At 65.6% G+C, this 22,957-nt stretch carries 21 protein-coding genes and 1 tRNA gene; 18 read left to right on the forward strand and 4 right to left on the reverse strand.

Going from position 1 to position 22,957, the window contains the following annotated elements:
• Positions 1-16: 16 nt before the first annotated feature.
• From MKW15_RS19625 to MKW15_RS19665, 9 genes are read left to right on the forward strand one after another with little or no spacing between them, the layout of a single operon-like run.
• Positions 17-883, forward strand: coding sequence for an ABC transporter permease (locus MKW15_RS19625; RefSeq protein ID WP_240861100.1), 867 nt, complete (start codon positions 17-19; stop codon positions 881-883).
• The gene (locus MKW15_RS19630) at positions 880-1,914 is read left to right on the forward strand and encodes an MlaD family protein (protein ID WP_240861103.1); all 1,035 of its coding nucleotides are present in this window, start codon (positions 880-882) and stop codon (positions 1,912-1,914) included. The genes MKW15_RS19625 and MKW15_RS19630 overlap by 4 nt, the downstream gene beginning before the upstream one ends.
• Complete coding sequence (locus MKW15_RS19635) at positions 1,911-2,942, forward strand: MlaD family protein (RefSeq protein WP_240861105.1); 1,032 nt, start codon at positions 1,911-1,913, stop codon at positions 2,940-2,942. The genes MKW15_RS19630 and MKW15_RS19635 overlap by 4 nt, the downstream gene beginning before the upstream one ends.
• Positions 2,939-3,979 carry an MlaD family protein gene (locus MKW15_RS19640; protein ID WP_240861107.1) on the forward strand — a complete coding sequence of 347 codons (1,041 nt, stop codon included), beginning with the start codon at positions 2,939-2,941 and terminating at the stop codon, positions 3,977-3,979. Before MKW15_RS19635 ends, MKW15_RS19640 begins: the two co-directional genes overlap by 4 nt.
• 34 nt (positions 3,980-4,013) lie before the next feature.
• Positions 4,014-5,087, forward strand: a complete 1,074-nt coding sequence (locus MKW15_RS19645) for an MlaD family protein (RefSeq protein ID WP_240861108.1) — start codon at positions 4,014-4,016, stop codon at positions 5,085-5,087.
• Positions 5,088-5,089: 2 nt separating this feature from the next.
• Positions 5,090-6,139 carry an MlaD family protein gene (locus MKW15_RS19650; RefSeq protein WP_240861110.1) on the forward strand — a complete coding sequence of 350 codons (1,050 nt, stop codon included), beginning with the start codon at positions 5,090-5,092 and terminating at the stop codon, positions 6,137-6,139.
• Positions 6,136-7,095 carry an MlaD family protein gene (locus tag MKW15_RS19655; protein ID WP_240861113.1) on the forward strand — a complete coding sequence of 320 codons (960 nt, stop codon included), beginning with the start codon at positions 6,136-6,138 and terminating at the stop codon, positions 7,093-7,095. Before MKW15_RS19650 ends, MKW15_RS19655 begins: the two co-directional genes overlap by 4 nt.
• A gap of 59 nt (positions 7,096-7,154) precedes the next feature.
• Positions 7,155-7,877, forward strand: coding sequence for a hypothetical protein (locus MKW15_RS19660; protein WP_240861115.1), 723 nt, complete (start codon positions 7,155-7,157; stop codon positions 7,875-7,877).
• A 12-nt stretch (positions 7,878-7,889) separates the two neighbouring features.
• Positions 7,890-9,656 carry a long-chain-acyl-CoA synthetase gene (locus MKW15_RS19665; RefSeq protein ID WP_240861116.1) on the forward strand — a complete coding sequence of 589 codons (1,767 nt, stop codon included), beginning with the start codon at positions 7,890-7,892 and terminating at the stop codon, positions 9,654-9,656.
• On the opposite strand, the gene MKW15_RS19670 is transcribed toward MKW15_RS19665, so the two are convergent.
• The gene (locus MKW15_RS19670) at positions 9,644-10,246 is read right to left on the reverse strand and encodes a serine aminopeptidase domain-containing protein (protein WP_240861141.1); all 603 of its coding nucleotides are present in this window, start codon (positions 10,244-10,246) and stop codon (positions 9,644-9,646) included. The two genes, MKW15_RS19665 and MKW15_RS19670, sit on opposite strands and share 13 nt — an antisense overlap.
• A gap of 62 nt (positions 10,247-10,308) precedes the next feature.
• Here MKW15_RS19670 and pgm point away from each other — a divergent pair, with 62 nt between their 5' ends.
• Positions 10,309-11,952 (forward strand): phosphoglucomutase (alpha-D-glucose-1,6-bisphosphate-dependent), encoded by a 1,644-nt coding sequence (gene pgm, locus MKW15_RS19675; RefSeq protein ID WP_240861118.1) that lies wholly within the window; start codon positions 10,309-10,311, stop codon positions 11,950-11,952.
• Positions 11,953-11,958: 6 nt separating this feature from the next.
• Here the strand turns inward: pgm and MKW15_RS19680 are convergent, their stop codons facing one another.
• Positions 11,959-12,687 (reverse strand): VIT1/CCC1 transporter family protein, encoded by a 729-nt coding sequence (locus tag MKW15_RS19680; protein WP_240861120.1) that lies wholly within the window; start codon positions 12,685-12,687, stop codon positions 11,959-11,961.
• Between the two features lie 81 nt (positions 12,688-12,768).
• Between MKW15_RS19680 and MKW15_RS19685 the strand changes: the two genes are divergently transcribed.
• The 4 genes from MKW15_RS19685 (at position 12,769) to MKW15_RS19700 (ending at position 15,658) form a co-directional block, all read left to right on the forward strand.
• The gene (locus MKW15_RS19685; RefSeq protein ID WP_240861121.1) at positions 12,769-13,515 is read left to right on the forward strand and encodes a DsbA family protein; all 747 of its coding nucleotides are present in this window, start codon (positions 12,769-12,771) and stop codon (positions 13,513-13,515) included.
• A gap of 282 nt (positions 13,516-13,797) precedes the next feature.
• Positions 13,798-14,151, forward strand: coding sequence for a UBP-type zinc finger domain-containing protein (locus MKW15_RS19690; RefSeq protein WP_240861123.1), 354 nt, complete (start codon positions 13,798-13,800; stop codon positions 14,149-14,151).
• Positions 14,152-14,267: 116 nt separating this feature from the next.
• Positions 14,268-14,340: transfer RNA gene (locus MKW15_RS19695), tRNA-Ala, on the forward strand.
• Positions 14,341-14,548: 208 nt separating this feature from the next.
• A complete protein-coding gene (locus MKW15_RS19700) occupies positions 14,549-15,658 on the forward strand; it encodes an AI-2E family transporter (protein WP_240861125.1) in 1,110 nt (369 codons plus the stop codon).
• An 11-nt stretch (positions 15,659-15,669) separates the two neighbouring features.
• Here MKW15_RS19700 and rarD read toward each other — a convergent pair whose 3' ends face one another.
• Positions 15,670-16,605, reverse strand: a complete 936-nt coding sequence (gene rarD, locus MKW15_RS19705; RefSeq protein WP_240861143.1) for an EamA family transporter RarD — start codon at positions 16,603-16,605, stop codon at positions 15,670-15,672.
• A gap of 94 nt (positions 16,606-16,699) precedes the next feature.
• Between rarD and MKW15_RS19710 the strand changes: the two genes are divergently transcribed.
• The 3 genes from MKW15_RS19710 (at position 16,700) to MKW15_RS19720 (ending at position 20,220) form a co-directional block, all read left to right on the forward strand.
• Positions 16,700-18,361 (forward strand): ABC-F family ATP-binding cassette domain-containing protein, encoded by a 1,662-nt coding sequence (locus MKW15_RS19710; RefSeq protein ID WP_240861127.1) that lies wholly within the window; start codon positions 16,700-16,702, stop codon positions 18,359-18,361.
• A gap of 126 nt (positions 18,362-18,487) precedes the next feature.
• Positions 18,488-19,420, forward strand: coding sequence for an ABC transporter ATP-binding protein (locus tag MKW15_RS19715; protein WP_240861129.1), 933 nt, complete (start codon positions 18,488-18,490; stop codon positions 19,418-19,420).
• Positions 19,417-20,220 carry an ABC transporter permease gene (locus MKW15_RS19720; protein ID WP_240861131.1) on the forward strand — a complete coding sequence of 268 codons (804 nt, stop codon included), beginning with the start codon at positions 19,417-19,419 and terminating at the stop codon, positions 20,218-20,220. The genes MKW15_RS19715 and MKW15_RS19720 overlap by 4 nt, the downstream gene beginning before the upstream one ends.
• Positions 20,221-20,617: 397 nt before the next feature.
• On the opposite strand, the gene MKW15_RS19725 is transcribed toward MKW15_RS19720, so the two are convergent.
• Positions 20,618-22,009, reverse strand: coding sequence for a PQQ-dependent sugar dehydrogenase (locus MKW15_RS19725; RefSeq protein WP_240861132.1), 1,392 nt, complete (start codon positions 22,007-22,009; stop codon positions 20,618-20,620).
• 138 nt (positions 22,010-22,147) lie between these two features.
• Between MKW15_RS19725 and MKW15_RS19730 the strand changes: the two genes are divergently transcribed.
• A partial coding sequence (locus MKW15_RS19730; protein ID WP_240861134.1) for an exodeoxyribonuclease III occupies positions 22,148-22,957 on the forward strand: 810 nt, incomplete at its 3' end.

Genomic DNA, 22,957 nt, shown 5'->3' on the forward strand with positions numbered 1-22,957 from the left:
TGAATCGGGTGAGGCGATGACGGGTCTGGACCTCTATCTTAACGCGCATCCCCGCGCCCGCCGGCTGGCCGACGCGGCAAGTCTGCCCGGCCGGTTGCTCGCGATGCTCGGCCATCAGTTGCGGTTCGCCGCTCAGGTGATCGGAGCGGTTCCACATACGTTGCGCCACTACCGAAATCAGACACTCGCGGTGTTGGGCGACATGATGTGGGGCAGCGGGACGGTGATCGTCGGCGGCGGTACGGTCGCGGTGCTCGTGGTGCTGGGCGCATCGGTCGGTGGCTCGATCGGCGTGGAGGCCTTCGGATCTCTCGACATGTTCGGGATGGGACCGCTCACCGGATTCCTCTCGGCCTATGCGACGACGCGCGAGATCGCACCGATCGTCGCCGCCATCGGTTTCGCCGCGCAGGCCGGTTGTCGAATGACCGCCGAGATCGGCGCGATGCGCATCTCCGAGGAGATCGACGCCCTCGAAGCCCAAGCGGTGACGCCCATTCCGTTCGTGGTGACCACCCGTGCTATTGCCGGGGTGGTCACCATCATCCCGCTGTTCCTGATCACGCTGGTGCTGGCGTACCTCACGAGCGCCTGGGTGGTGACCGGATTCCACGGCCAATCGTCGGGCACCTACGAGCACTATTTCAACGCCTTCCTGAGGCCGATCGACGTCTTCTACGCGGTCATCAAGGTGGTCGTCTTCATCGTCGCGGTGGTCCTCGTGCATGGCTATCAGGGCTTCTACGCGCGTGGCGGGCCCGAAGGCGTGGGCGCGGCGACCGGACGCGCCATCAAGTTCAGCTTCATCCTGATCGTGGTCCTCGACATGCTGCTCACCCTGGTGTTCTGGGGCACCGACGTCGGATTCAGGTTCTCCGGATGATCGGCCCGCCCGTCGATCACTCCGGCCGTGGCCTCAGCACCGGCCGACATGCGGTGTGGGGTCTCGCGATGGTCGCGATCGTCGCGATCGTGACCATCCCGATCGCGCTGTATGCGCAGCGCGCGTTCGACGATGACGTCGAGATCACCCTCACCTCAGCGAAAGTGGCCGACAGTCTCACGGCCGGGGCCGACGTCAAGTACCGGGGACTGCTGGTGGGGCGTGTCGACGACGTCGAGGTGACCGACGATGGACAGCAGCGCATGACCGTCGCACTCGACGCCGATCAGGCGCGGGGGATCGACGGACAACTCACGGCACGATTTGTGCCCTCGAACATCTTCGGCGTGGTCGGTGTGGAGTTGACGCCGGTCGCTCCGGGGCCGGCCGTGCGCGCCGGTGACGTCGTCGCCGTCGACGCGGATTCCGCTGGGGTGTCGGCGATTGCGGTGCTCCGCGACATCGGTTCCATCACCACGACACTCACGGGCAACGACGTGAATGCGATGATCAACCGCCTCGATCAGGTGGTGGACCAGTTGTCTCCCTTGATATCCGGCGGCTTCGAACTGTTCGTTCTGGCCAAACAACATCAGCGGATGCCGTTCGCCGATGTGCTGCGTATCTCCGCGGACACCCTGCACGGTGCCGACCGTCTCGCCGAACCTTTCGTCGACCTGTTCACCACGCTCGTGGAGAAGACCGAGATGTATGCCGATCCGGTTCAAACCGCCAAGGTGACCGGTGCGCTCACCGGCCTGGTGCAGACCTTCATCACCCTCGGGCAGGTAGTCGGGCACAACCCGCGTGAACTCGCCACCGTCCTCGACGCGTCGTTGACTCTCGGTGCGCCCCTGGGCTACACCCTCTCCACCGTGCCGGCGTCGGCCGCCGACATTCACGAGCTGATCGGCCGGCTCGAGCGCGCGTTCCCCAAGGACAGCGGAGCGGTTCGTCTCCGGGTCTGGGCCACGCTCGCATCGCTCCCGCAGATCACCTCCGTGCTCGCCGGAATGGGCGGTACCCGATGAATCGAGTGAGTGCCTGGGCAACAGCGGGTTTCGTGGTCTTCGTGGTTGCCATGCTGGTGGCCGGGTGGGTGATCGTCGAGGCCCTGAACCCATCGGTGTCCGGTGACCAGCAGACCTACACAGCGCAGTTCACCGACGTCTCCGGACTTTCCGTCGGCAACGACGTGCGCGAACGGGGTGTGCGGGTCGGCAAGGTCGAGTCCATCGAACTGACCGGCACCGACGGTCGCAGTAGTGGGGGAATGACTGCGCAGGTACGATTCTCGGTGACGACGACCAGTCATGTGTACGCCAACACCCAGGTTGCCATTCGCTACCTCAACCTGGTCGGGCAACGCTACATCGACCTGACCACCGACGGCGCCGGACAGGGGACGACGCCACCGTCGGAGGTCATCCCCGTCGCGCGCACGGTCGGTTCGTTCGACATCACCGAGATGTTCAACGGTCTGCGACCGCTGTTCGGCACGCTTCAACCCGAACAGCTGAACTCGTTGATGACCAACATCCTTGCCGTCGTCGAAGGCCGCGGTCCCGACGTCGGGTCCGTTCTCGAACAGCTGCGACAACTCACCGGCGTGGTCGCCGACCGCTCCGCCATGATCGCGACCATCATCACCCAGCTCGGCCGCGTGGCCGCCGAGATCCGGTACAAGTCACCGAGGTTGAACGATCTGATCGCGCGGATGGGTGACGCCTTCGGGGTGTTGGCGGCGTCCGCGGACAAGACGCAGGTTTCGATGCGGCTCGCGGCTCGCAGCCTGGGTCCGGTGCGACAGTTACTCGGCCAACTCGAGGGCGCCTACTACGGCAACTATGCCGACGTCGACCGTCTGCTGCGCGCGTGGGTACCGGGGGTCAACTCGGCGACCGCGTTGCTCGCGCAGGTGCCGTCACTCATCGACGCGCTCGACGGGTCACTGCGCGTCGCAGCGCAGAAGAAGCTGACGTGCTCACAGGGCGAGGCGATTCCGTCGCCGATGACCAAGGTGCTGTTGGCCGGCGTGCCGGTGGTGATGTGCCGATGACCCAGCAGGTGCGACGCGACGAACGATCGGTCGAGCGCAGACAGGTGCGGATCGGTCTCATCGGGATAGTGGTGGCCATCGCGCTGGCCGTGGTCTGCGGGGTGATCTATCTGGATCCTTTCGGGCATCGCGAGATTGCGGTGCGACTGGAGACCAGCGGCGGACTGCGCATCGGCGACGAGGTGCGGATCGCCGGTGTGACCGTGGGCGAGGTGTCAAAGGTGACGCTGCATCCCGACCGAGTTGACGTCACGATGCGCATCGACGACGACCTCGCGATCGGCGACCAGAGTGCCGCCGACGTCCGACTGCTCACCGCCATCGGCGGCCACTATGTGGCCCTGCGCCCGGCGGGTCGTAACCCGCTGGGCAGCAATCCGATACCGGTAGATCGGACAACCGTTCCCTACACCCTTGCCGACGTCATCGCCGACTCCGGACAGGTCGTCGACCGCGTGGACGGGGTGACCATCTCGCAGACCCTGGACAAGGTGACCGCGGCGCTCGACGGTCAGCCCAGCGCGATCCGCGAGATCATCGCCGACATGCGGAAGCTGACGACCTCGATCGGCGATCGGGGCCGCGACCTCGACGCCGCCGTCGCCCTGACGGACGAGTACATGGCCGGGCTCAACAGCGGGCGGGCGCGCCTGGTCGAGATGTTGCGCCTCATCGGCTTCGTCGGAGCCAAGGCGTACCAGGTGAAAGCCGAAGGCGTGGAGACGGTCCGATCGATCGGCGCCCTGTTCGCGTTCATCGGAAAGCCGGTCGATGCATTCACCGGAACCATCGAGCCGCCGCTGCAACAGGTGCTCGGGATGGTGCGGACGCTGCAGCAGCAGCCGGGCCGAATCGACGAGCTGCTGGCCAAGTTGAAGACCGTGGTCTCCGATGTCGCTGTCGCACTCGGCCTTCCGGGACGCGCAGCAGGCGTGGACATGTCGGCGGTGGTGGTCGAGGTGCCCGGCGTCACGGTGACGCCGCAAAGCCTGGCCCGTGGCGGACTCTGCGTCCCCAGCGCGGGACGGAGGTGCTGAGGAAGTGACACGACTCTTACGGCCGAGGATCCTGTTGAGCGCACTCGTGGCGATCGCACTCGTGGTGTCGGTGACGGCGATGTTCCTCGGCGACGAAACCGACGGTCGCAGCGGCTGCGCCCAGATGGCCGATGCCATCGGGCTGTATCCCGGCAACGACGTGACCATGCGCGGCGTTCGGGTGGGCGAGGTCACGTCGATCGCACCGTCGCAGGGCCATGTCGAAGTGCGATTCGATCTCGACGACGGTGTCGAGCTGCCCGCCGACGTGTCCGCGGTGACGACGTCGGACTCCATTGTCACCGACCGGCATCTGGAATTTCCGTCGGGTCGCGTCACCGGTCCGGCGTGGGATCTGAGCCAGTGCATCCCCCTGGATCGGACGCACACACCGAAGAGCGTCAGCGAGGCGTACGCCGCCTTCGACAAACTGTCTCGGGAGGTGACCGCGGCCGCGTCGACGTCGGGGCGCGGGCGTGACATCGTGCGTGACGCGATGAACCGGGTGAACGAGTCGCTGCGCGGGACCGGTCCGGACTTCAACAATGCCGTCCGGGGACTTGCTGCGGCGCTGGGTGATCCGGCACTGCGCGACGCACAACTCCGGTCCCTGCTGACCAACGTCGGCGAACTCACCGGATTCTTCGTCGAGCGTTGGCCTGCTTTGCAACTGGGACTGACCAAGCTCGGCGAGTTCGCAGTGACCTTCGACGAATGGTTCTCCGTGCTGAACCCGGCGGTGGTCGACACAACCAAGCTGACACCGTCACTGCTGCGTCTCATTCGCACCTACTCGCCAGACGTGTTCAAGGTGCTCGACGTGCTCGTCCCGTTGCTCGACCGCGTACCGGTCGAGACCATCGTGGGCATCCTGCGCAAGCTGCCGCCGGTGTCGGCAGGGTTGCAGCGCATTCTCGCTCAGGGTGCCAAGGCCGGTGGCGTGACGGTCGCGCCCCCGCGGGTTCGGGTTGCCGCGTCGTCGCCCGTGGTGTGCCGCACGGTCAATGCCGCGATGCCGGGAGCGTGTCGTCCGGTCGCCGGACGCACCGACACCGTCGATCTCGCGCTCGTCGCAATGGTGCTCGGTACGGCGCGGGGAGGGCGGTGAAGATGAACGTTCGGAATCGACGACTCGTGCTCACTCTGATTGCGGCAGTGGTGGTGATGGTGTCCGGCTGCTCGATGCAGCCGACCGATCTGCCGCTGCCCGGAACGCGGGTGGACGGCGCGAGCCGAACCCTGTCGGTCGAATTCGCCTCTGTCCTCAATCTTCCGGCGCGCAGCAAGGTTCTGCTGAACGGCACTCGGGTGGGCGTGCTCCGCGAGGTGCGGTTGGGGACACGCGACGGACGTCGTGTCGCCATCGCCATGCTCGACGTCGAGGAGGCCGTTGCGATCCCAGTCGGGAGCACCGCCGAGTTGCGGCAGGCCACTCTGCTCGGTGACTTCTACATCGCGCTGACTCCGCCGCAATCACGTGCGGGTTCCGACCTGCCCGACGGCGGCGTGATCGATCTCGCGCACAGTTCGGTCGCGCCCCAGGTCGAGGAATTGCTCGGCGGCGTCGCCGCGCTCGCCAACGGCGGGACGGTCGCCACACTGCAACGATTGATCACCAACGCCAACAACGCATTCCCGGCCGATGTGACCGACCGCGACACCGGAATCGAGGTGCTGCGCGCACTTATCGCGCGCAGCACATCAGAGAGCGCGTCGATCCGGCAGATCATCGCGTCGGTGGCCGAGATCTCGCGCACTCTCGACGCCAACGCCGCTGCCCTCGGATTCTCCTTCGAATTCGGGCCGCGCCGCGTGAGTGGCGCGGTGTCGGCCTTCCTCGGACTGTCCAATGTCTTGAATGCCCTGGGCCCCAACGTGGTCCCGATCGGCGACCTGGTGGTGCCGCGATACGCAACGCTGCAAGGCCTGATAGCTGTGGTCAATCCGTTGGTGGACACCGCGGTACGCCTCGATTCGGGTGCGCCGTCGGACATCGCACGGGTCGACGCCCTGCTGCGGGATCGGATCGTTCCCTGGCTGCGAAGTCCGTCGGTCGACGTCGTCGACGTGACCACCGCCGACGGTCGGGGAACCGGTCCGTCGACCGTGGACACCTCGACCGTCGCGGCGGTGTTGCGGATGATCGGAGCCGTAAAATGAAGCAGTCTCGCGCCATTGGTGGCCTCGTGCTGCTTGTCATTGTGTCGATCCTGCTGACGATCTATCTCTCGGTCGGTGTGCTGCGGGTGAACCCGCTGGCGGAGAAGGATTCTGTGATCGTCGAGCTCGCGCAGTCCGGTGGGCTGCAGACGAATTCGGCGGTTCTGTACAACGGGATCGAGGTCGGCAAGGTGACGTCGATCGACACCGATGGCACCCGTCTGCGCGCCCACCTGAGCATCGACGCAAATGCCGACATCCCGGCCGGCGCATCCATTCGGGTGGCGAACCTGTCGATGGTCGGCGAACAGTACGTCGAGTTCTCGTCGACCGATGCGGACGGACCTTACATCTCGGACGGAGATGTGCTGAGCGACAACGTCGATCCCGGTATCGGGGTGGCCGACATGCTGGCACACATGCGGGGTCTGACCGGGCAGTTCGACCCGGAGACGCTGGAAGAGCTGGCCCGCACCATCACGTCGGGGTGGCAGGGCCGGGATGCCGACCTGGCCCGCATCGGCGACTTCGCCGAGCGCACCGCCCGCACCGTCACCACCTATCGGACCGAGTTCTCCGGGGTGTTCGACCATGTGCAACAACTTCTCTTGCGCTCACGGGCCGATCGGATCGGGCCGGTGTTGCGCGAGACCGCGCCGAAGCTTGCGCACATGAACGTGCCGTTCGCGACGCTGTGGAGCCTGCTGCCGGGTCTGGCGACCGCCACCGAGGGCGCGGTGGGCTGGTATGACGTGATCATCCCGTTCACCAAGAAGATCGGCGAGTACCTCGCGGCCACCATGCCCGACGCGGCCGCCATCATCGGCGTCCTGCAACCCACCCTGACGGCGGTCGCGCCCGCGGCGCGCGTGAATCTGGCGGCGGTTGCCGCAGCGGGCCTGCAGGTGGTCGACGAGAACGGCGTGCTCCGGATACGGGTGGTGCCGCCACGATGAACCCCGATCGCACCGAAGACACAAGCTCATCAAGAGAATCCTCCGACCCGGGAGAACCCATGAAAGACAACGACACCGAAGTGACGCAGGACAACGACCCCGGCGCCGTCGAGGTAGCCGACAGCGACACTGCCATCCCCGACGCCGTTGAAACCGAGACCGAAGCAGCCGCTACCGAAGCGCCCGTAACCGAAGCGGCGGTGTCCAAGGCGAAGTCGAAGCCGTCCGATGCCGGCACCACGGGCAGCTCGAGTGTTGTCAGCACCCTGCGGTCGCCACGTGTCATCCGGTGGGCCGCGGCCGTGGTGATCGTCGGGCTGCTGGTCGTCACCGGAGTATCGCTCTGGCAGATGCGATCGCTGCAAACCCAGCTCGATGCCGAACGATCGCAGAATGCCGACGCACTGCATGCTCAGCAGGTGGCCGCGGACTATGCGGTGGCTGCCGCTCACATCGATTACCGCAACTTCGACCCCTGGTTCGCCAGCCTGCGCCGCGGCGTCAACGACCGCCTCGCCGGGCAGTTCTCGAGCAGCGAACCGGCGTTGCGCGACCTGCTCGGACAGTTGCAGTGGACGTCGACGGGGTCGCTCGTGGGCAGCGACATCACCGCGCAGCACGACGGCAAGTACGAGGTTCAGGTGTTCGTGGACGTCACGACGAGCAACGTACAGTCGCCTCAAGGGGTCAAGACCACCGCGCTGTACCCGATCACCATCGAGAAGAACGGCTGGCGGATCAGCGACATCAGCGGGGGAGTGGCACCGATACCGGGCAAGTGAGCAGGAGAAGCGATGCCGGACAACAGCGGAGGGCAGAGTATCGGGCTGCGAGACATGGTGTGCGGGATCGCCTCGTTGTGCGGCGACATCCCGACGATGCTGCGAGCGCTGCCGTCGGCGATTCCGCAACTGCCGACGGCAAAGATGTCCATCGGCAAGCGATTCGCGCAGAACGCCCACAAGTTCGCCGACCGCGACTTCCTTCGTTTCGAAGGCAGATCGATCGCCTACCGGGAAGCCAACGAGCACGCCAACAGAATCGCTGATCTCCTCACACGCCAGGGGATCTCGCGCGGCGACGTGGTCGCCGTGCTCTCCCGCAACCATCCCGACGTCGTCATCACGATGCTGGCCATCGTCAAGATCGGCGCGATCGCCGGAATGCTGAACTTCCATCAGCGCGGCCAGGTGCTCGAACACAGTCTCGGGCTCATCGACGCGAAGATTGTTGTCTACCAGGATGATCTGTTCGAAGCGCTGGAGTCGGTGTCCAATACCGCGCGGCCGCCGATCGAGATGGAATTCGCCGATCTGCATCGTCGGGCCACAGGCTGCTCGTCGAAGAATCCGGCGGTGACCGACACGATATCGGCCGACGACACCGCCTTCTACATCTTCACCTCCGGGACCACCGGATATCCCAAGGCCAGCAAGATGAGTCACTATCGTTGGCTCGCCGCGATGGGTGGCATCGGCGGATTCGGCATCCGGCTTCGATCAGATGACGTCATGTACACGGCGCTGCCGTTCTATCACAACAACGCGCTGACGGTCTCGGTGTCCTCAGTCCTGGTGGCGGGTGCCTGTCTGGCGGTCGGCCGAGAATTCTCGGCGTCGCGATTCTTCGACGAGATGATCGAGAACGATGCGACCGCGTTCTGCTACATCGGCGAACTCTGTCGATACCTTCTTGCGCAGCCACCGAGACCGACCGATCGCGCGCATCGGGTGCGCCTGGCGGTCGGCAACGGGTTGCGCCCCGACATCTGGGACGAGTTCACCGAGCGCTTCGGCATCGACCGGGTCGTGGAGTTCTACTCGGCGAGCGAAGCCAACATCGGTTTCATCAACATCTTCGGACTGTCCAGGACGGCCGGCTTCTCGCCGATGAAGTACGCGATCGTCGAGTACGACGAGGAGACCGGCGAACCGCTGCGCGGCCCGGACGGACGGGTGATCCCGGTGGGACGGCACGGTACCGGCCTGCTGATCGCGGAGATCAACAAACTCATCCCGTTCGACGGCTACACCGATCCGGACGCGTCGCGCAGAAAGGTGATCACCGATGCGCGCAAGAAGGGTGACAGCTGGTTCAACAGCGGGGATATCGTTCGCGACCAAGGCTTTTGGCACATCGAGTTCATCGACCGGATCGGTGACACCTTTCGGTGGAAGGGGGAGAACGTGGCGACGACCGAGGTGGAAGCCGTCATCGATGCTCAGCCGGAGGTCGACGAGGCGGTTGTCTTCGGGGTGCCGATACCCGATGCCGACGGCAAGGCCGGCATGGTTGCCGTCAGCCTCAAGGCCGACGCAGAATTCGATCCCGACGGTTTCGCCGAGCGCGTGCGCGCGAACTTGCCCGGCTACGCGGTGCCGCTGTTCGTCCGGATCGTCGACCATCTCGAACACACGTCGACGTTCAAGCGCACACGGACCGAGCTACGTCGCGAGGCGTACTCCGAAGTCGAGGACGATCCGCTGTACGTGCTGCGGGGCGATACCTACGTCGAATTCGACGGTGTGGTGCAAGCGCGACAAAGCGTTCAGCCACGTTGATCCGACAGTGCCTGCCGGACGAACGCGAGAGCGGCGCCCTGCCACAACAGGATGTGGTCGAGCATCGAGTGGCCCCCACCGGGCACGGGGACGAACTCGGCGCGAAATCCCTGCGCCCGCAGTTCCTCGATGCCCTTGCGGGTGCGGCGTGCGAACGTGCGCTCGTCGGCGTCGCCGTGCACGGCGACCACGCGGGCACCCGGGTTGATGAACCGCCAATCGGCGTACTGCCACCACGGGGCCAGTCCGAGCACCCCGACGACGCGTCGATCCTCGGCAAGACCGGCGGCGACGCGGCCGCCCATCGAATGGCCGATCACGACCACCGGCACTCCGGGGTGTTGACGGCACATGTCCTCGAGCGCCGCCCGGGCGTAGAGCATCGGACTGGCCTGGTCGCCGTTCCAGCCGTAGACGCGGTAGCGCAGCTGGCGGACTGCGACGGCCCGGCCGAAGCGCGCACGGATCGACCAGGTGAACGGGTACATCCGCAGGGCCGAACTCTGCCATGGGCTGAATGGGCGGTAGCTGCGATCGGTCCCACCCGGTGCCACCAGGACGATCAGCCGGGGATTGCTCGGCGACTTCATCAACACGATCAACACGCTATCGTTGCTGCGCGCAGGCGTGTCATGGTGGCAGAATTCGAACCATGGCACATCCTCGCGCTGGTACGTTGGCCCTGCCCGAAGACCTCATCGATGTAGCGGCCGTGGAACGGGCCTACTACGACAACGTGCCGGACCCGGGTGATCCGCTTCAGCAAGTGGTGTTCGGAACCTCCGGGCACCGAGGTTCGAGCCTGGACACCGCATTCAACGAAGCCCACATCCTGGCCACCACGCAGGCGATCGTCGAGTATCGGCGTGGCGCGGGCATCACCGGCCCACTGTTCATCGGCTTCGACACGCACGCGTTGTCGATTCCCGCGTGGCGCAGTGCTCTCGAGGTGCTGGCTGCCAACGAGGTCACCACGCTCACCGCCGAAAGTGACTCGTTCACACCGACTCCCGCGGTGAGCCGGGCCATCCTGACGTTCAACCGAGACAATCCGGGCGTGCTGTCCGACGGGATTGTCGTCACGCCGTCGCACAATCCGCCGCGCGACGGCGGCTTCAAATACAACCCGCCCAGCGGCGGACCTGCGGACACGACGATCACCTCGGTGGTCGCCGCGCGTGCCAACGAGATCCTGGCGAACAAATTGGCCGATGTGAAGCGAATCCCGTTCGAACAGGCCCGATCCGGGGAGTTCGTCAAAGAGTTCTCGTTCCTGATCAACTACTGCGACGGGCTCAAAGACGTCGTGAATCTCGAGGCGATCCGCGAAGCCGGGGTGCACATCGGCGCCGATCCCCTCGGTGGTGCATCCGTCGGCTACTGGGCAGGCATCGGATTTCGGTACAACCTGCAACACCTGACGGTGGTGAACCCGACGGTCGACCCGACCTTCTCGTTCATGACCCTCGACACCGACGGCAAGATTCGCATGGACTGTTCATCGCCGAATGCGATGGCGTCACTCATCTCTGCGCGGGACTCCTACGACATCGCCACCGGCAACGACGCCGACTCCGACCGGCACGGCATCGTCACGCCCGACGGCGGACTCATGAACCCGAATCATTACCTGGCGGTCGCCATCGACTATCTCTTCACCCACCGACCGGGGTGGGCCGAGAGTGCGGCGGTCGGCAAGACGCTGGTGAGTTCGTCGTTGATCGATCGGGTGGTCAACGGCATCGGCAGGCCGCTGCTCGAGGTGCCGGTGGGATTCAAGTGGTTCGTAGACGGATTGCTCAGCGGCAGTATTGCTTTCGGCGGCGAGGAAAGCGCAGGTGCGTCGTTCCTGATGTTCGACGGCAGTCCCTGGTCCACCGACAAGGACGGGATCATCATGGCGTTGCTGGCGTCGGAGATCCTCGCGGTGACCGGCAAGACGCCGTCGCAGCGGTACCGCGAGTTGGCCGACGAGTACGGCGAAAGTGCGTACGCACGCGTTGATGCCCCCGCGTCGCGGGAGCAGAAGGCGGTGCTCGCCAAGCTGTCGGCGTCGCAGGTGAGTGCGACCGAACTCGCGGGCGAACCCATCACGGCGATCATGACCGAGGCGCCCGGAAACGGCGCGCCCATCGGCGGACTCAAGGTCACCACCGAGAACGCGTGGTTCGCGGCGCGGCCGTCGGGCACCGAGGACGTCTACAAGATCTACGCCGAATCCTTCAAGGGGGCAGAGCATCTCGCGCAAGTGCAGACCGAGGCGCAACAGGTCGTCGACGCAGCGCTGCAGGGATGAGCTGGGTCAGCCGGCGCCCGGCACCCCGATGAGCCAGCCGACGAGATAGGTTGCGCCCGCGGCTATGGCGCCAAAGGCCAACTGTCGCAGGGCGCCTCGCAACATGGGATGTCGGGTCACGTAGGCGGCGAGGCCGCCCGCCACGAGGAGTCCGGCAGCGCCGACGAGCAGACCGGCGGTCAACGACGAGAAGCCCAGCAGGTAGGGGATCAGCGGGATCACCGCGCCGATCGAGAACATCAGGAACGACGAGACCGCGGCTACCCATGGGGACGGCTGTTCGACGGGATCGACGCCGAGCTCCTGGGTGATGTGGAAGTCGACCGCCCGCTCGGTGTCCTGATGGATCTCGGTGGCGGCGGCCGTCGCGGTCTCCTCGGTCATGCCCATTCCGACGAACTCGTCGATCAGTTCGTCGAGCTCTGCTTTGGGGTGGCGGGTGAACTCGTCACGTTCGACGCGCACTTCGGCGTCGACCTGCTCGTTCTGCGTCGACACCGAGGTGAATTCGCCGAGCGCCATGGAAAACGCGCCGGCGACGAGCCCAGCGACGCCGGAGAGCACGATGGTGTGCGCGTCGGCGCCGGCTCCACCGACACCGGCGACCAGACTGATGTTGGTGACCAGGCCGTCCATCGCGCCGAAGGTGGCTGCGCGCACCCGACCGCCGGCCACGTTGGCGTGGACGTGGCCGACCTCTTCGGGGCCGGACTCCTCGGCAGGCGGGTCACTCACGGTGTGATCGTAATCAACCAGCCGATTCTTATCTTTGGACCGATAGAGTCGAGTGCAGGAAATCCGAGAGAAAGAAGCGTCGTGAACGACAAGCGCAAGTCCGGGGCGTCGGTGCCGAAGACCACGAAGTCGAAGTATCAGCCGAGTGCGAACTCCAGCCGCATGACCTACATCCTCGGCGGGTTGGCCATTCTGGTGGTGGCTGCGCTGGTGATCGGCGGGATCTTCTGGAGCCAGCGCGACAAGGGCAGCGCCGACGACTCGGCACTCAGCGCGAACGCGACCATGATCGCCGGGCCGGGCACCGCGCCGACGATCGACCTCTTCGAAGACCCGCTGTGCCCGATCTGCGGGCAGTTCGAGAAGCAGTACGGCCAGCAGATCAACGCCGCGATCACCGGCAACAAGATCCGGGTGCGGTTCCACACGCTCGACTTCCTGAACCAGAAGTCGGCCTCGGGTGACTACTCGGTGCGTGCCGCGGGCGCCCTGACCTGCGTCGCCGCCGAGGGCAACACGGACGTGTACCTCAAGTTCCATTCGGCGCTGTTCAGCAACCAACCCCAGGAGGGCGGCAGCTCCGACCTGACCAACGCCGATCTCGCCCGCATCGCCGGTGAACAGGGCGCATCACCCGCGACCACCAAGTGCATCGCCGATGGCGCCAAGGTCGGCGAAGCGGGCGACAAGGCGACCGCGTCGTTCGAGGAACTGCAGAAGGTCCTCGGCGACCAAGCGGGCACCCCGACGGTCCTGCACAACGGCGAGGCCGTCGACATCAGCAACACCAACTGGCTCAACGACATCATCGGATCGGACAACAGCTGATCCTCCCCTCCCTGCGTCACCGATCCTGAGTTGAGCCACCACCACCGATCCCTGAGGTGCGAGGAGCGCCAGCGATGAGCCTTCCTGCCGATCCCTGAGGTGCGAGGAGCGCTAGCGACGAGCCTTCCTGCCGATCCCTGAGGTGCGAGGAGCGCTAGCGACGAGCCTCGAAGGGCTGGCGAGACAACAATGTCCTCTCACCAGCGGCTTCGAGGCTCGCAGGATCGCACCCCAGCCGGTGGTAGTGGTCCATCCCGGTGCTCGGGAGACTAGCGTGGAGTCATGAGCGATCCGGTCGAGCAGATCAACGCCGACGTCCAACCGAGTGGGCCGGGCTGTCAGGAATGTGAGCAGTCCGGAGGGTGGTGGGTCCATCTTCGACGCTGCGCCGCCTGCGGCCACGTCGGTTGCTGCGACACCTCGCCGTCGCAGCACGCGACCGCACACGTCGAGAGCACCGGCCATCAGATCGTCCAGAGTTACGAACCCGGTGAGGACTGGTTCTACGACTACGGAAGCGGCGACTTCGCCCTCGGACCCAATCTCGCAGCCCCCACCGAACATCCCGCGGACCAGACCGTCCCGGGTCCACGCGACCGGGTGCCAGCGAATTGGGACCAGCTGATCCACCGCTGACCGCGGTACCGGCCGCACATCGGGGATTTGGTCGCCCACGCCCCGATGGTGTAATTTCGCCAGTGCCCTTCTTGAGGGCAGAGCACCGGTTGCGGCCGGTCTCGACAACCGCATACGGGGCTATGGCGCAGCTGGTAGCGCACCACACTGGCAGTGTGGGGGTCAGGGGTTCGAGTCCCCTTAGCTCCACTCGAAAGGCCAGGTCAGAGTGTTTCTGATCTGGCCTTCATCGTTTTCGGGCCCGGGCTGCACGTGAGCAGGCGTCTTCAACACGCTGCCGAACCTCCGGGCTCGGCAGCGTGGCTCCGGCTCCATCGCGGTCCAACTGGATGCACAACCTAAGCTCTGTCAGGAGTGCGGGTCATGGTGGTCCCGTGTAGAAGCTGAAGGGCCATTGATGATGCGCAGCGGAGTGTCGCCGACCTTGACGACTCGCCTCAAGAGTCTCGGGATCAGCGCGTGGTCGGCACTCGGGGTCATCGCATTGGTGGTCGTGATCGCGCTCGCCGTTGGTGCGGTGAGTGGCATCTTGGTGCCGTTGGTGATCGCAGTCATCCTCGGTGTGGTGCTCGAGCCGTTGGTTGATCGGCTCGAGAAATGGCGAGTGCCGCCGGTGCCGGCGGCCGTCGTGACGTTGCTGCTCGCCGTCGCCGTGCTGGCGGGCACCATCGCGATCGTGGTGGTGGGTTTCATCGATCAATGGTCAGAGATCGCTCGCCAGCTCACCGCGGGCTGGAATTCGCTGGTCAGTTGGGTGCAGTCGCTAGACATCAACGATGAGTGGCTGGAGCCGATCCGCTCAGCGATCGAAGACGCGGCCCAGAACGTCGGACAGGGTGTCTTCGGCGCGGTGTCGAGTACGTTCTACGGGGCGATCTCACTGGTCATGGGCACCTTCTTCAGCTTCTTCTTTCTGTTCTTCGTGCTGCGCGACGGCCATCGGTTCGCCGCGTGGTTGGCCCGTAACACGCGGTTGGAGGCCGACTCCGTCGCCGAAGTCGTCGAGATCTCTCGTGAATCGATTCGCGGATACTTCCGGGGCACTGCGATTACGGCGCTACTGACCGCGCCGATCTTTCTGATTCCGCTGTTCATACTCCGGATTCCGCTGGTCATTCCGATCCTGATCCTCTATTTCCTCCTGTCGTTTGTTCCGTTCGTCGGCGCGTGGATCACGGGTGCGTTCGTCGTCTTGATCGCGTTCGGAACCGGCGGGGCCTCGGCGGCCGCGATCATGGCAGTCACCTTCCTGATCTCCAATGGGACGATTCAGAGCGCAGTCAGTTCTTGGGCGCTCGGCTCGTCGCTGCGGCTACACCCGATCTGGGTGTTGCTGGCGACCATGATCGGCGGCACCATTGCCGGTCTCATCGGAATGGTGCTGGGAGCGCCGATGCTGGCGGTGGTGCTGAAATCGATTGAGGCAATGCGGCGCCGACGGACGGAGGATGGTCAATCGGCTGCTGAATCGGACCAGGGTCCCGCACTCGCCAACAAGAGTTGCTGAGGGGTCGCCGGTCACGCCGTCGTTGTGTCGACAGATGAGCGCGCGACGAGGCGGACACGGTGGGCTTGGCGGATTGCGTCGACGCTGAGCAGCAGCAGTGCCACCCACACGATCCCGAAGCCGACCCATCGGCCCGGGCTGAGGTGCTCACCGAGGATGGCGACGCCACAGATGAGCTGCAGGATTGGGGTGATGAACTGCAGGAGACCCACTGATACCAACGGGATTCGGCTGGCGGCCGCGGCGAAGAGGAGCAGCGGGATGGCTGTCACCACGCCGGCGCTCATCAACAGCGCGGTGTGTCCCCAGCCCTCGGTGGTGAAGGTGTCCTCACCCTGCATCGCGAGCACGAGCAGCATCACCGCCGCGGGTGGAGTGAGGAACAGGGTCTCAGTCGTCAGGCTCTGCAACGCCGTCAGCTTGCCGCCGATCCGGTTCTTGATCAACCCGTAGGTTCCAAAGCTCAGGGCGAGACTCACAGCGATCCACGGAATCTGGCCATCGTCGATGGCGAGGTACACGCATGCGATTCCGCCGACCCCGACGGCGGTCGTCTGCAGCGGTCGCAATCGCTCCCGCAGCACGAGCACCCCGAGAGCGACGGTGAACAGCGGGTTCAGAAAGTAGCCGAGGGACGCCTGGGTGACGTGACCGGTGACAACGGCCTGCACATAGATGACCCAGTTGGCGGCGATGGCGACGCCGGCCGCCGCGGTCGCCGCCATGCGTCGAGGATGGTGGAGCAGGTCACGCACGAATCCGAACTGACGAAGCACCGCGAGCAGCACCAGGCAACAGACCAGGGTCCACACAATCCGATTGCCCAGAATCTCCCAGGCGCCGGCCGGTATCAGCAGGTGAAAGTACAGCGGGAACAATCCCCAGATCGTGTAAGCGCCGACCCCGTAGACGGTGCCCTGTGTCGCCTGCGGATACGGGTTGGGCATCACCGCATGAGCTTAGTGGGTGTTGTCCTGCACAAGTGGTGCTCATGGTTCCGTCCACTGTCGGCTCGTTCGCCCGGGTGCGACGATGGTCTGCATGACCGCAACCCTCGTCGCCAAGAATGTCTCCGGCGGCTACGCGCACCGTGTGCTGTTCGACCACCTCGATCTGACAGTTGCGCCCGGCGATGTCGTCGGTGTGGTCGGGGCCAACGGGGCGGGGAAGTCGACACTGCTGCGAGTGCTGGCGGGCGAACTCGCCCCGTTGGAGGGGTCGGTCACGCGGTCCCCGGCAGATGGGTTCGTCGGTTGGTTGCCGCAAGAACATGAACGCGTGCCCGGCGAGACCGTCGGCCAGTACGTCGCGCGGCGGACAGGTTGTGCGGCAGCGACTTCGGCGATGGATGCCGCGGCGGCGGCACTCGCCGAAGACCCCGCGCCGGGTGGCGAGGATCCTGCCGACGTCTACGCTGCGGCACTCGACCACTGGATGGCGACCGGCGCCGCCGACCTCGAGGACAGGCTGCCGGGAGTGCTCGCGGACCTGGGGCTCGACGTCGGGTCGGTGGCGCCTGAGTCGGCTCTGATGTCCGGTCTGTCGGGCGGGCAGGCCGCCCGCGTCGGCCTCGCCGCGCTGCTGTGTTCGCGGTTCGACATCGTCTTGCTCGACGAGCCGACCAACGATCTCGACCTCGACGGGCTGACGCGTCTGGAGGACCTGGTGCGCGGCATGCGCGGCGGCGTGGTGCTCGTCAGCCATGATCGAGAGTTCTTGGCGCGCAGCGTGACCCGGATCATCGAACTCGACCTGGCGCAACACACCAACACCGTGTTCGGCGGCGGATACGAGAGCTACCTCGAAGAGCGTGAGGTCGCGCGTCGGCATCGTCGCGAAGAATACGAGGAGTTCGCCGAACGGAAAGCGGATTTGGTGGCGAGGGCGCGGACTCAACGTGAGTGGTCGAGCCAGGGGGTGCGCAACGCCATGCGCAAGGCCCCGGACAACGACAGGATCCGACGCCGCGCCGCGACCGAGTCGAGTGAGAAGCAGGCGCAGAAGGTTCGCCAGATGGAAAGTCGGATCTCACGACTCGAGGAAGTTGCCGAACCCCGCAAGGAATGGGTTCTCGAATTCACCATCGGTGCCGCACCCCGCTCGAGCTCGGTGGTCGCCACGCTCAACAATGCTGTTGTGCGACAGGGAGATTTCACTTTGGGTCCGGTGTCGTTGCAGGTCGACGCGGGTGACCGGATCGGGATCACGGGTCCCAACGGTGCTGGGAAGTCGACGCTGCTCAAGCTGCTTCTCGGACGACTCTCGCCGGACGAGGGGACCGCGCAACTCGGTGCCAACGTCGCGATTGGCGAGATCGACCAGGCGCGTGGACAATTCACCGGATCTGCACCGCTGACCGAACGGTTCGGCGCGCTGGTTCCGGACTTCACGCCCGCCGAGGTTCGCACGCTGCTGGCGAAGTTCGGGTTGCGTGCCGACCACGTGGAGCGTCCGGTCGGGGAGTTGTCTCCGGGCGAGCGGACGCGGGCGGCGCTTGCGCTGTTGCAGGCCCGGGGTACCAACGTCCTCGTCCTCGACGAGCCGACCAATCACCTCGATCTCCCCGCCATCGAGCAACTCGAATCCGCGTTGGATTCCTACGACGGCATCCTCCTGTTGGTCACCCATGATCGGCGGATGCTGGCCAAGGTGCGGACCAACCGCGCGTGGCAGATCGACAATGGTCGCGTAGTCGAGCACTGAGCGCGACAGCGGCCATCGCCAACTCGGCCTCGGGGTCAACCCCTACTTCGGCGGTCAGGTATTGGGGGAGGTTCTCAGACTTCCACCCGATGTGTCCGGGGTGCCGGGCGCGACACGATCGAAGCCATGATCACAGTCGAGAACCTCACCAAACGATATGGCGATTATGTCGCGGTCGACGACGTCTCGTTCGAGTGCAAGCCGGGCGTCGTGACCGCCTTCCTCGGACCCAACGGCGCCGGCAAATCCACCACGATGCGCATCATGGTCGGCCTCACGCCGCCGACGTCGGGCTCGGTCCGTATCGGCGACCGTCCGTACCGCGAGATCCCGAATCCCGCGACCCAGGTCGGGGTGCTGCTCGACGCGTCGGCGCAGCACGCCGGTCGCACGGGCCGGGAGATCCTGCGGCTGACCGCCATGACGCTGGGGATGCCCGACAGCCGCGTCGGCGAGATGCTCGACCTCGTCAGCCTGACCCCCGACGAGGCGAACCGGCGCGTCCGCAACTACTCACTCGGCATGCGTCAGCGACTTGGCATCGCCAACGCGCTGATCGGTGACCCGCATATTCTCATCCTCGACGAGCCGGCCAACGGCCTCGACCCCGCGGGTATCCACTGGATGCGAAGTCTATTGCGCGACTATGCGAATCGCGGCGGAACGGTGCTGCTGTCATCCCATCTGCTGCACGAGATCGAGATCGTCGCGGACGAGATCCTGGTTGTCGGACAGGGGCGCATCGTGGCTCAGGGCACGAAAGACGAGCTCCTCGCCGGCACGGGGACACGCGTGCGCTCGCTCGACGACGATGCCCTGGGGCGCGCGTTGTCGCTGTCCGGGATCGCCGCGCGTCCGGTGTCCGACGGTGGCTTCACCGCCGACGCCGCACCTGAGGACATCGGCAGAATTGCCCTGCAGCAACAGATTCCGCTCGTCGAGCTGCGCGTCGGCGACGGGGCGCGGTTGGAAGAGATGTTCCTCCAACTGACCCAGCAAACTCAACGAGAATCCGTTCCGGCGTTCGGTGCCGGCGCACTGCAAGGAGCACACTCATGACCATCACTCTGCTGCGACCGTCGGTAACGACCAACGAACGCGACGACGCACCGATCCCGCTGCACCGACTGACCCGCGTCGAACTCCGCAAACTGGTCGACACTCGAGCCGGCTTCTGGCTGGCCGCCTCCGTCGGGGTCATCTCGGCCATCGTGGTGATCGCGATGCTGATCGCCAACCGCAGCAATCTCGGTCAGCTGAATTTCTTGGAGTTCTTCGCCATGATGAACATCCCCATTTCGACCATCCTGCCGGTGATGGCGATCCTGCTCGTCACCAGTGAGTGGAGTCAGCGAAACGCGTTGAGCACCTTCACCATGGAGCCTCGACGCGAACGAATCGTGCTGGCGAAACTGGGAGTGGCGCTCGTGGCCGGTGTCGCTGCGGTCGGACTGTCGCTGCTTTTCGCCGCGGTCGCCAACGTCGTCGCCGGCCTGATCTACGGCGACCCGGCAGGCTCGTGGGAGTTCACCGCCGCCGCACTGGTCAACTCGTTCACGATGCAGATGATCTGGCTGCTCGTCGGATTCGGCTTCGCCGCATTGATCCTCAACACGCCCGGTGCAATCGTTGCCTACTTCGCACTGCCGACCGTGCTGTCGTTGCTCTCGGAACTGGTGCCGTGGTTCAAGACTCACCTGGCCGGGTGGATCGACCTGACCACCACGACTGTGCCGCTCCAATCCGGTGACTGGGGCACCGGGGAACAGTGGACGAGGCTGATTGTCTCGACAGCCATCTGGATCACCATCCCCTTGGTACTGGGGGTTATCCGGGTGCTGCGCACCGAGGTCAAGTAGCGGTCGTCGGTGGTGCCGGCCGCCCGCCGCGGTCACGCGGGCCTTGTCTGCAGTCCCCTATGTAAGTAAGGTCACCCTTACTAGTCGAGGGAGGATCTCATGCCGGTGATGTCAGGGATCGAGCGCCGATTCTGCGCGAGCGCGGCGTGGCAGTACGCCGGGAAAGCGGTCGATTCACTGCTCGACCGGGGAACGCTTCGCCGAAGCGGTGCCGGGCGTCGTCGTCGGCAGGCCCATCGAGGGGTTGCGCGTCGATCGTCTTGCAGGTTCGAGCGGCACACCGGTCGGCTTCAACGATGCACTGGAGATGATCAGGCAGCAGGCCGAGCGTTGACCCGCGGCCGTTGCCCCGGGGCGCCGGCGGGTCAGCCATCCCGGTCCGCGCGCCAGAGCCGGATCAGTCCGGAAGTCGTTCCGGCGTAAGGCGATACACCAGACCTGCCTCGTCATCGGTCACATAGACCGACCCGTCGGGGCCGGGAATCGCCGTGACGGCACGGCCCCATCGCGAACCGTTGTCTTCCTGGAATCCGGTGACGAGTTCGACTGCCGGTCCGAGCGTCCGGGTGGCGGTATCCCACTGCGCGTACGCGACATAAGGCGGCCGCGGCGGACGACGGTTCCACGATCCGTGCGCGGTGATGATCGCCCCGGAACCCAATACCGCTTGCACGGGGGTGTTTGCGGTGAAAGCCAGGCCGAGCGGGGCGCTGTGAGCGGGTAGCCCGAGCATCGTGTTCGGGAGGGCGGCGCAGTTCAGTTCCCGGCCGTCCGTATTGTTCACCGGGTCGGCAACGTAAGGCAGATCGCGCTTGTCGGCGCGTCCCCGAGTATCCGGAACGCAGTGCGGCCACCCGAGATCGGCGCCCTCGGAGATGCGGGTGACTTGTTCTACCGGATTCTCGTTGACGTACTCGCGCACCGTCTGCCCGTAGTCGTCCGAGTCGTCCCGATACGGATATGGCTGATTGTCGGCATGGTTGACGGCCACGAACAACGTGTCGTCCGGCGCGAAATCAAGTCCGAAACCGTTGCGGACACCGGACGCGAACACCGTGTTGCCGGTGCCGCCGAGCGAGATCCGGGCGATGACACCCCGTTGCGGCGTAGCGGTGCGGTCGGCCGGATCTCGGTTCTGGCTCGAGCCGAGGCTGTAGTAGACCATTCCGTTGCGGATTGCCACGGCTTTGCTTCCGTGGCCGGACGAAGGCAGATCGTCGATGATGACCCGACGGTTCGACACCGCGCCGCCGGTGTAGTCCCAGGCAACGATTCGGGTCTCTTCGCCGACGACGAGGATCTGTCGACCCTGGTACTCGGTGAACGCGATGCCCTGCGGGTCACTGAGACCTTCCAACAAGGGGGTCCGCGTCGGAGCGCGCCCAGCGGTGGTCGGTGTCAGTGAATACAGCGCACCGCGGTCGCCGGTCGAGACGACGAGACGGCCGTCCGGTGCCCATGCGGCCAGCCGCGCCTCGGAAACGTCGGCCCATACTTCTGCAGACCAGCCCTCGGGCAGAGTCAGAGACCGTCCTTCGGCGTCTCCAGCATCCGCGCCTGCCGCGACCGTCAACTGCACCGATGACCGTGGTCCGGTCGCATCGCCGTTCGGCAGGCCCGGCGCGGTGCCCGAGGACACGGCGGCGGATGAGGCCGCTGGCAGTCCGGTGTCGGCACGCTCGGAGCTGTTCGAACAACCGCTCGCGGAGAGGACCATCGCCGTTGCGATGACGAACGTTCCGAGACTGGGCAGCGTGTTTCGCAGGGTGAGTGCACTCGGTGGTTGCATGACCATCACGGTATGTCCGATTTCGGGTGCCCTGACAGGGTGTGCCATTACCCCTCAGCAGGGCCATTTGGTGTACCTACGGGTACTGTCGATAACCCGCAGGCACCGGGATTCCGGAGTACGGCACAGTGGTGAAACATGGGTCCATCCACCACCGGGTCGTTCACTGTCGCCACCTTCAACGTGAACGGCATCCGCGCGGCGCGTCGTCGCGGATTCGACCGCTGGTTGGCAATGCGGTCGGCAGACGTGATCGCGCTGCAGGAGCTCCGATGTCCCGCGTCCGAAGTCGGGGAGTTCCCGGGCTACGCTTCCGCAGTGGACGTCGGATCAGTCGCCGGCCGCAACGGCGTTGCTGTGCTGACCAGAACGCCGGTGACCGCCATGCGTACGTGGGTGACCCATCCGCCGCGCGCACGTGGGCTCGCCGAGTTCGCCGCGCAGGGCCGCTACCTCGAGGTCGACCTCGCCGACCGCCCCGTGACGGTGGGTTGTGTCTATCTTCCGAAGGGCGGACTGCCTGCGCACCGTCAGCGCCCGGGGTCGATGCGTGAGGAGCCCGACGGTGGGGCGAAATACGAGCGCAAGCGGCGTTTCCTCGCCGCGTTTGCACGCGAGTTGAACCGGAGTCGTCTCGCCGCACTGCGCGAAGGCCGCGAGTTCCTTCTCGTCGGCGATCTCAACATCGCACACACGCAGCACGACGTGACCAACTGGCGCGCCGCCCGCACCATGGACGGATTTCTTCCCGAGGACCGCGAGTGGTTCGACTCGGTTCTCGGCCGACGTCGGCTCGTCGACGTGGTGCGACAGGTACACGGCGACCGGCCCGGTCCGCTCGCCTGGTGGAGTTGGGCGGGCCAATCGTTCGCCAAGAACGTGGGCTGGCGAGTGGACCATCAACTCGCGACTCCTGGCCTCGCCCGCACGGCATCGCATGTCGTCGTG

This window comes from Gordonia gummivorans, from assembly GCF_022513585.1.
GTDB lineage: Bacteria > Actinomycetota > Actinomycetes > Mycobacteriales > Mycobacteriaceae > Gordonia.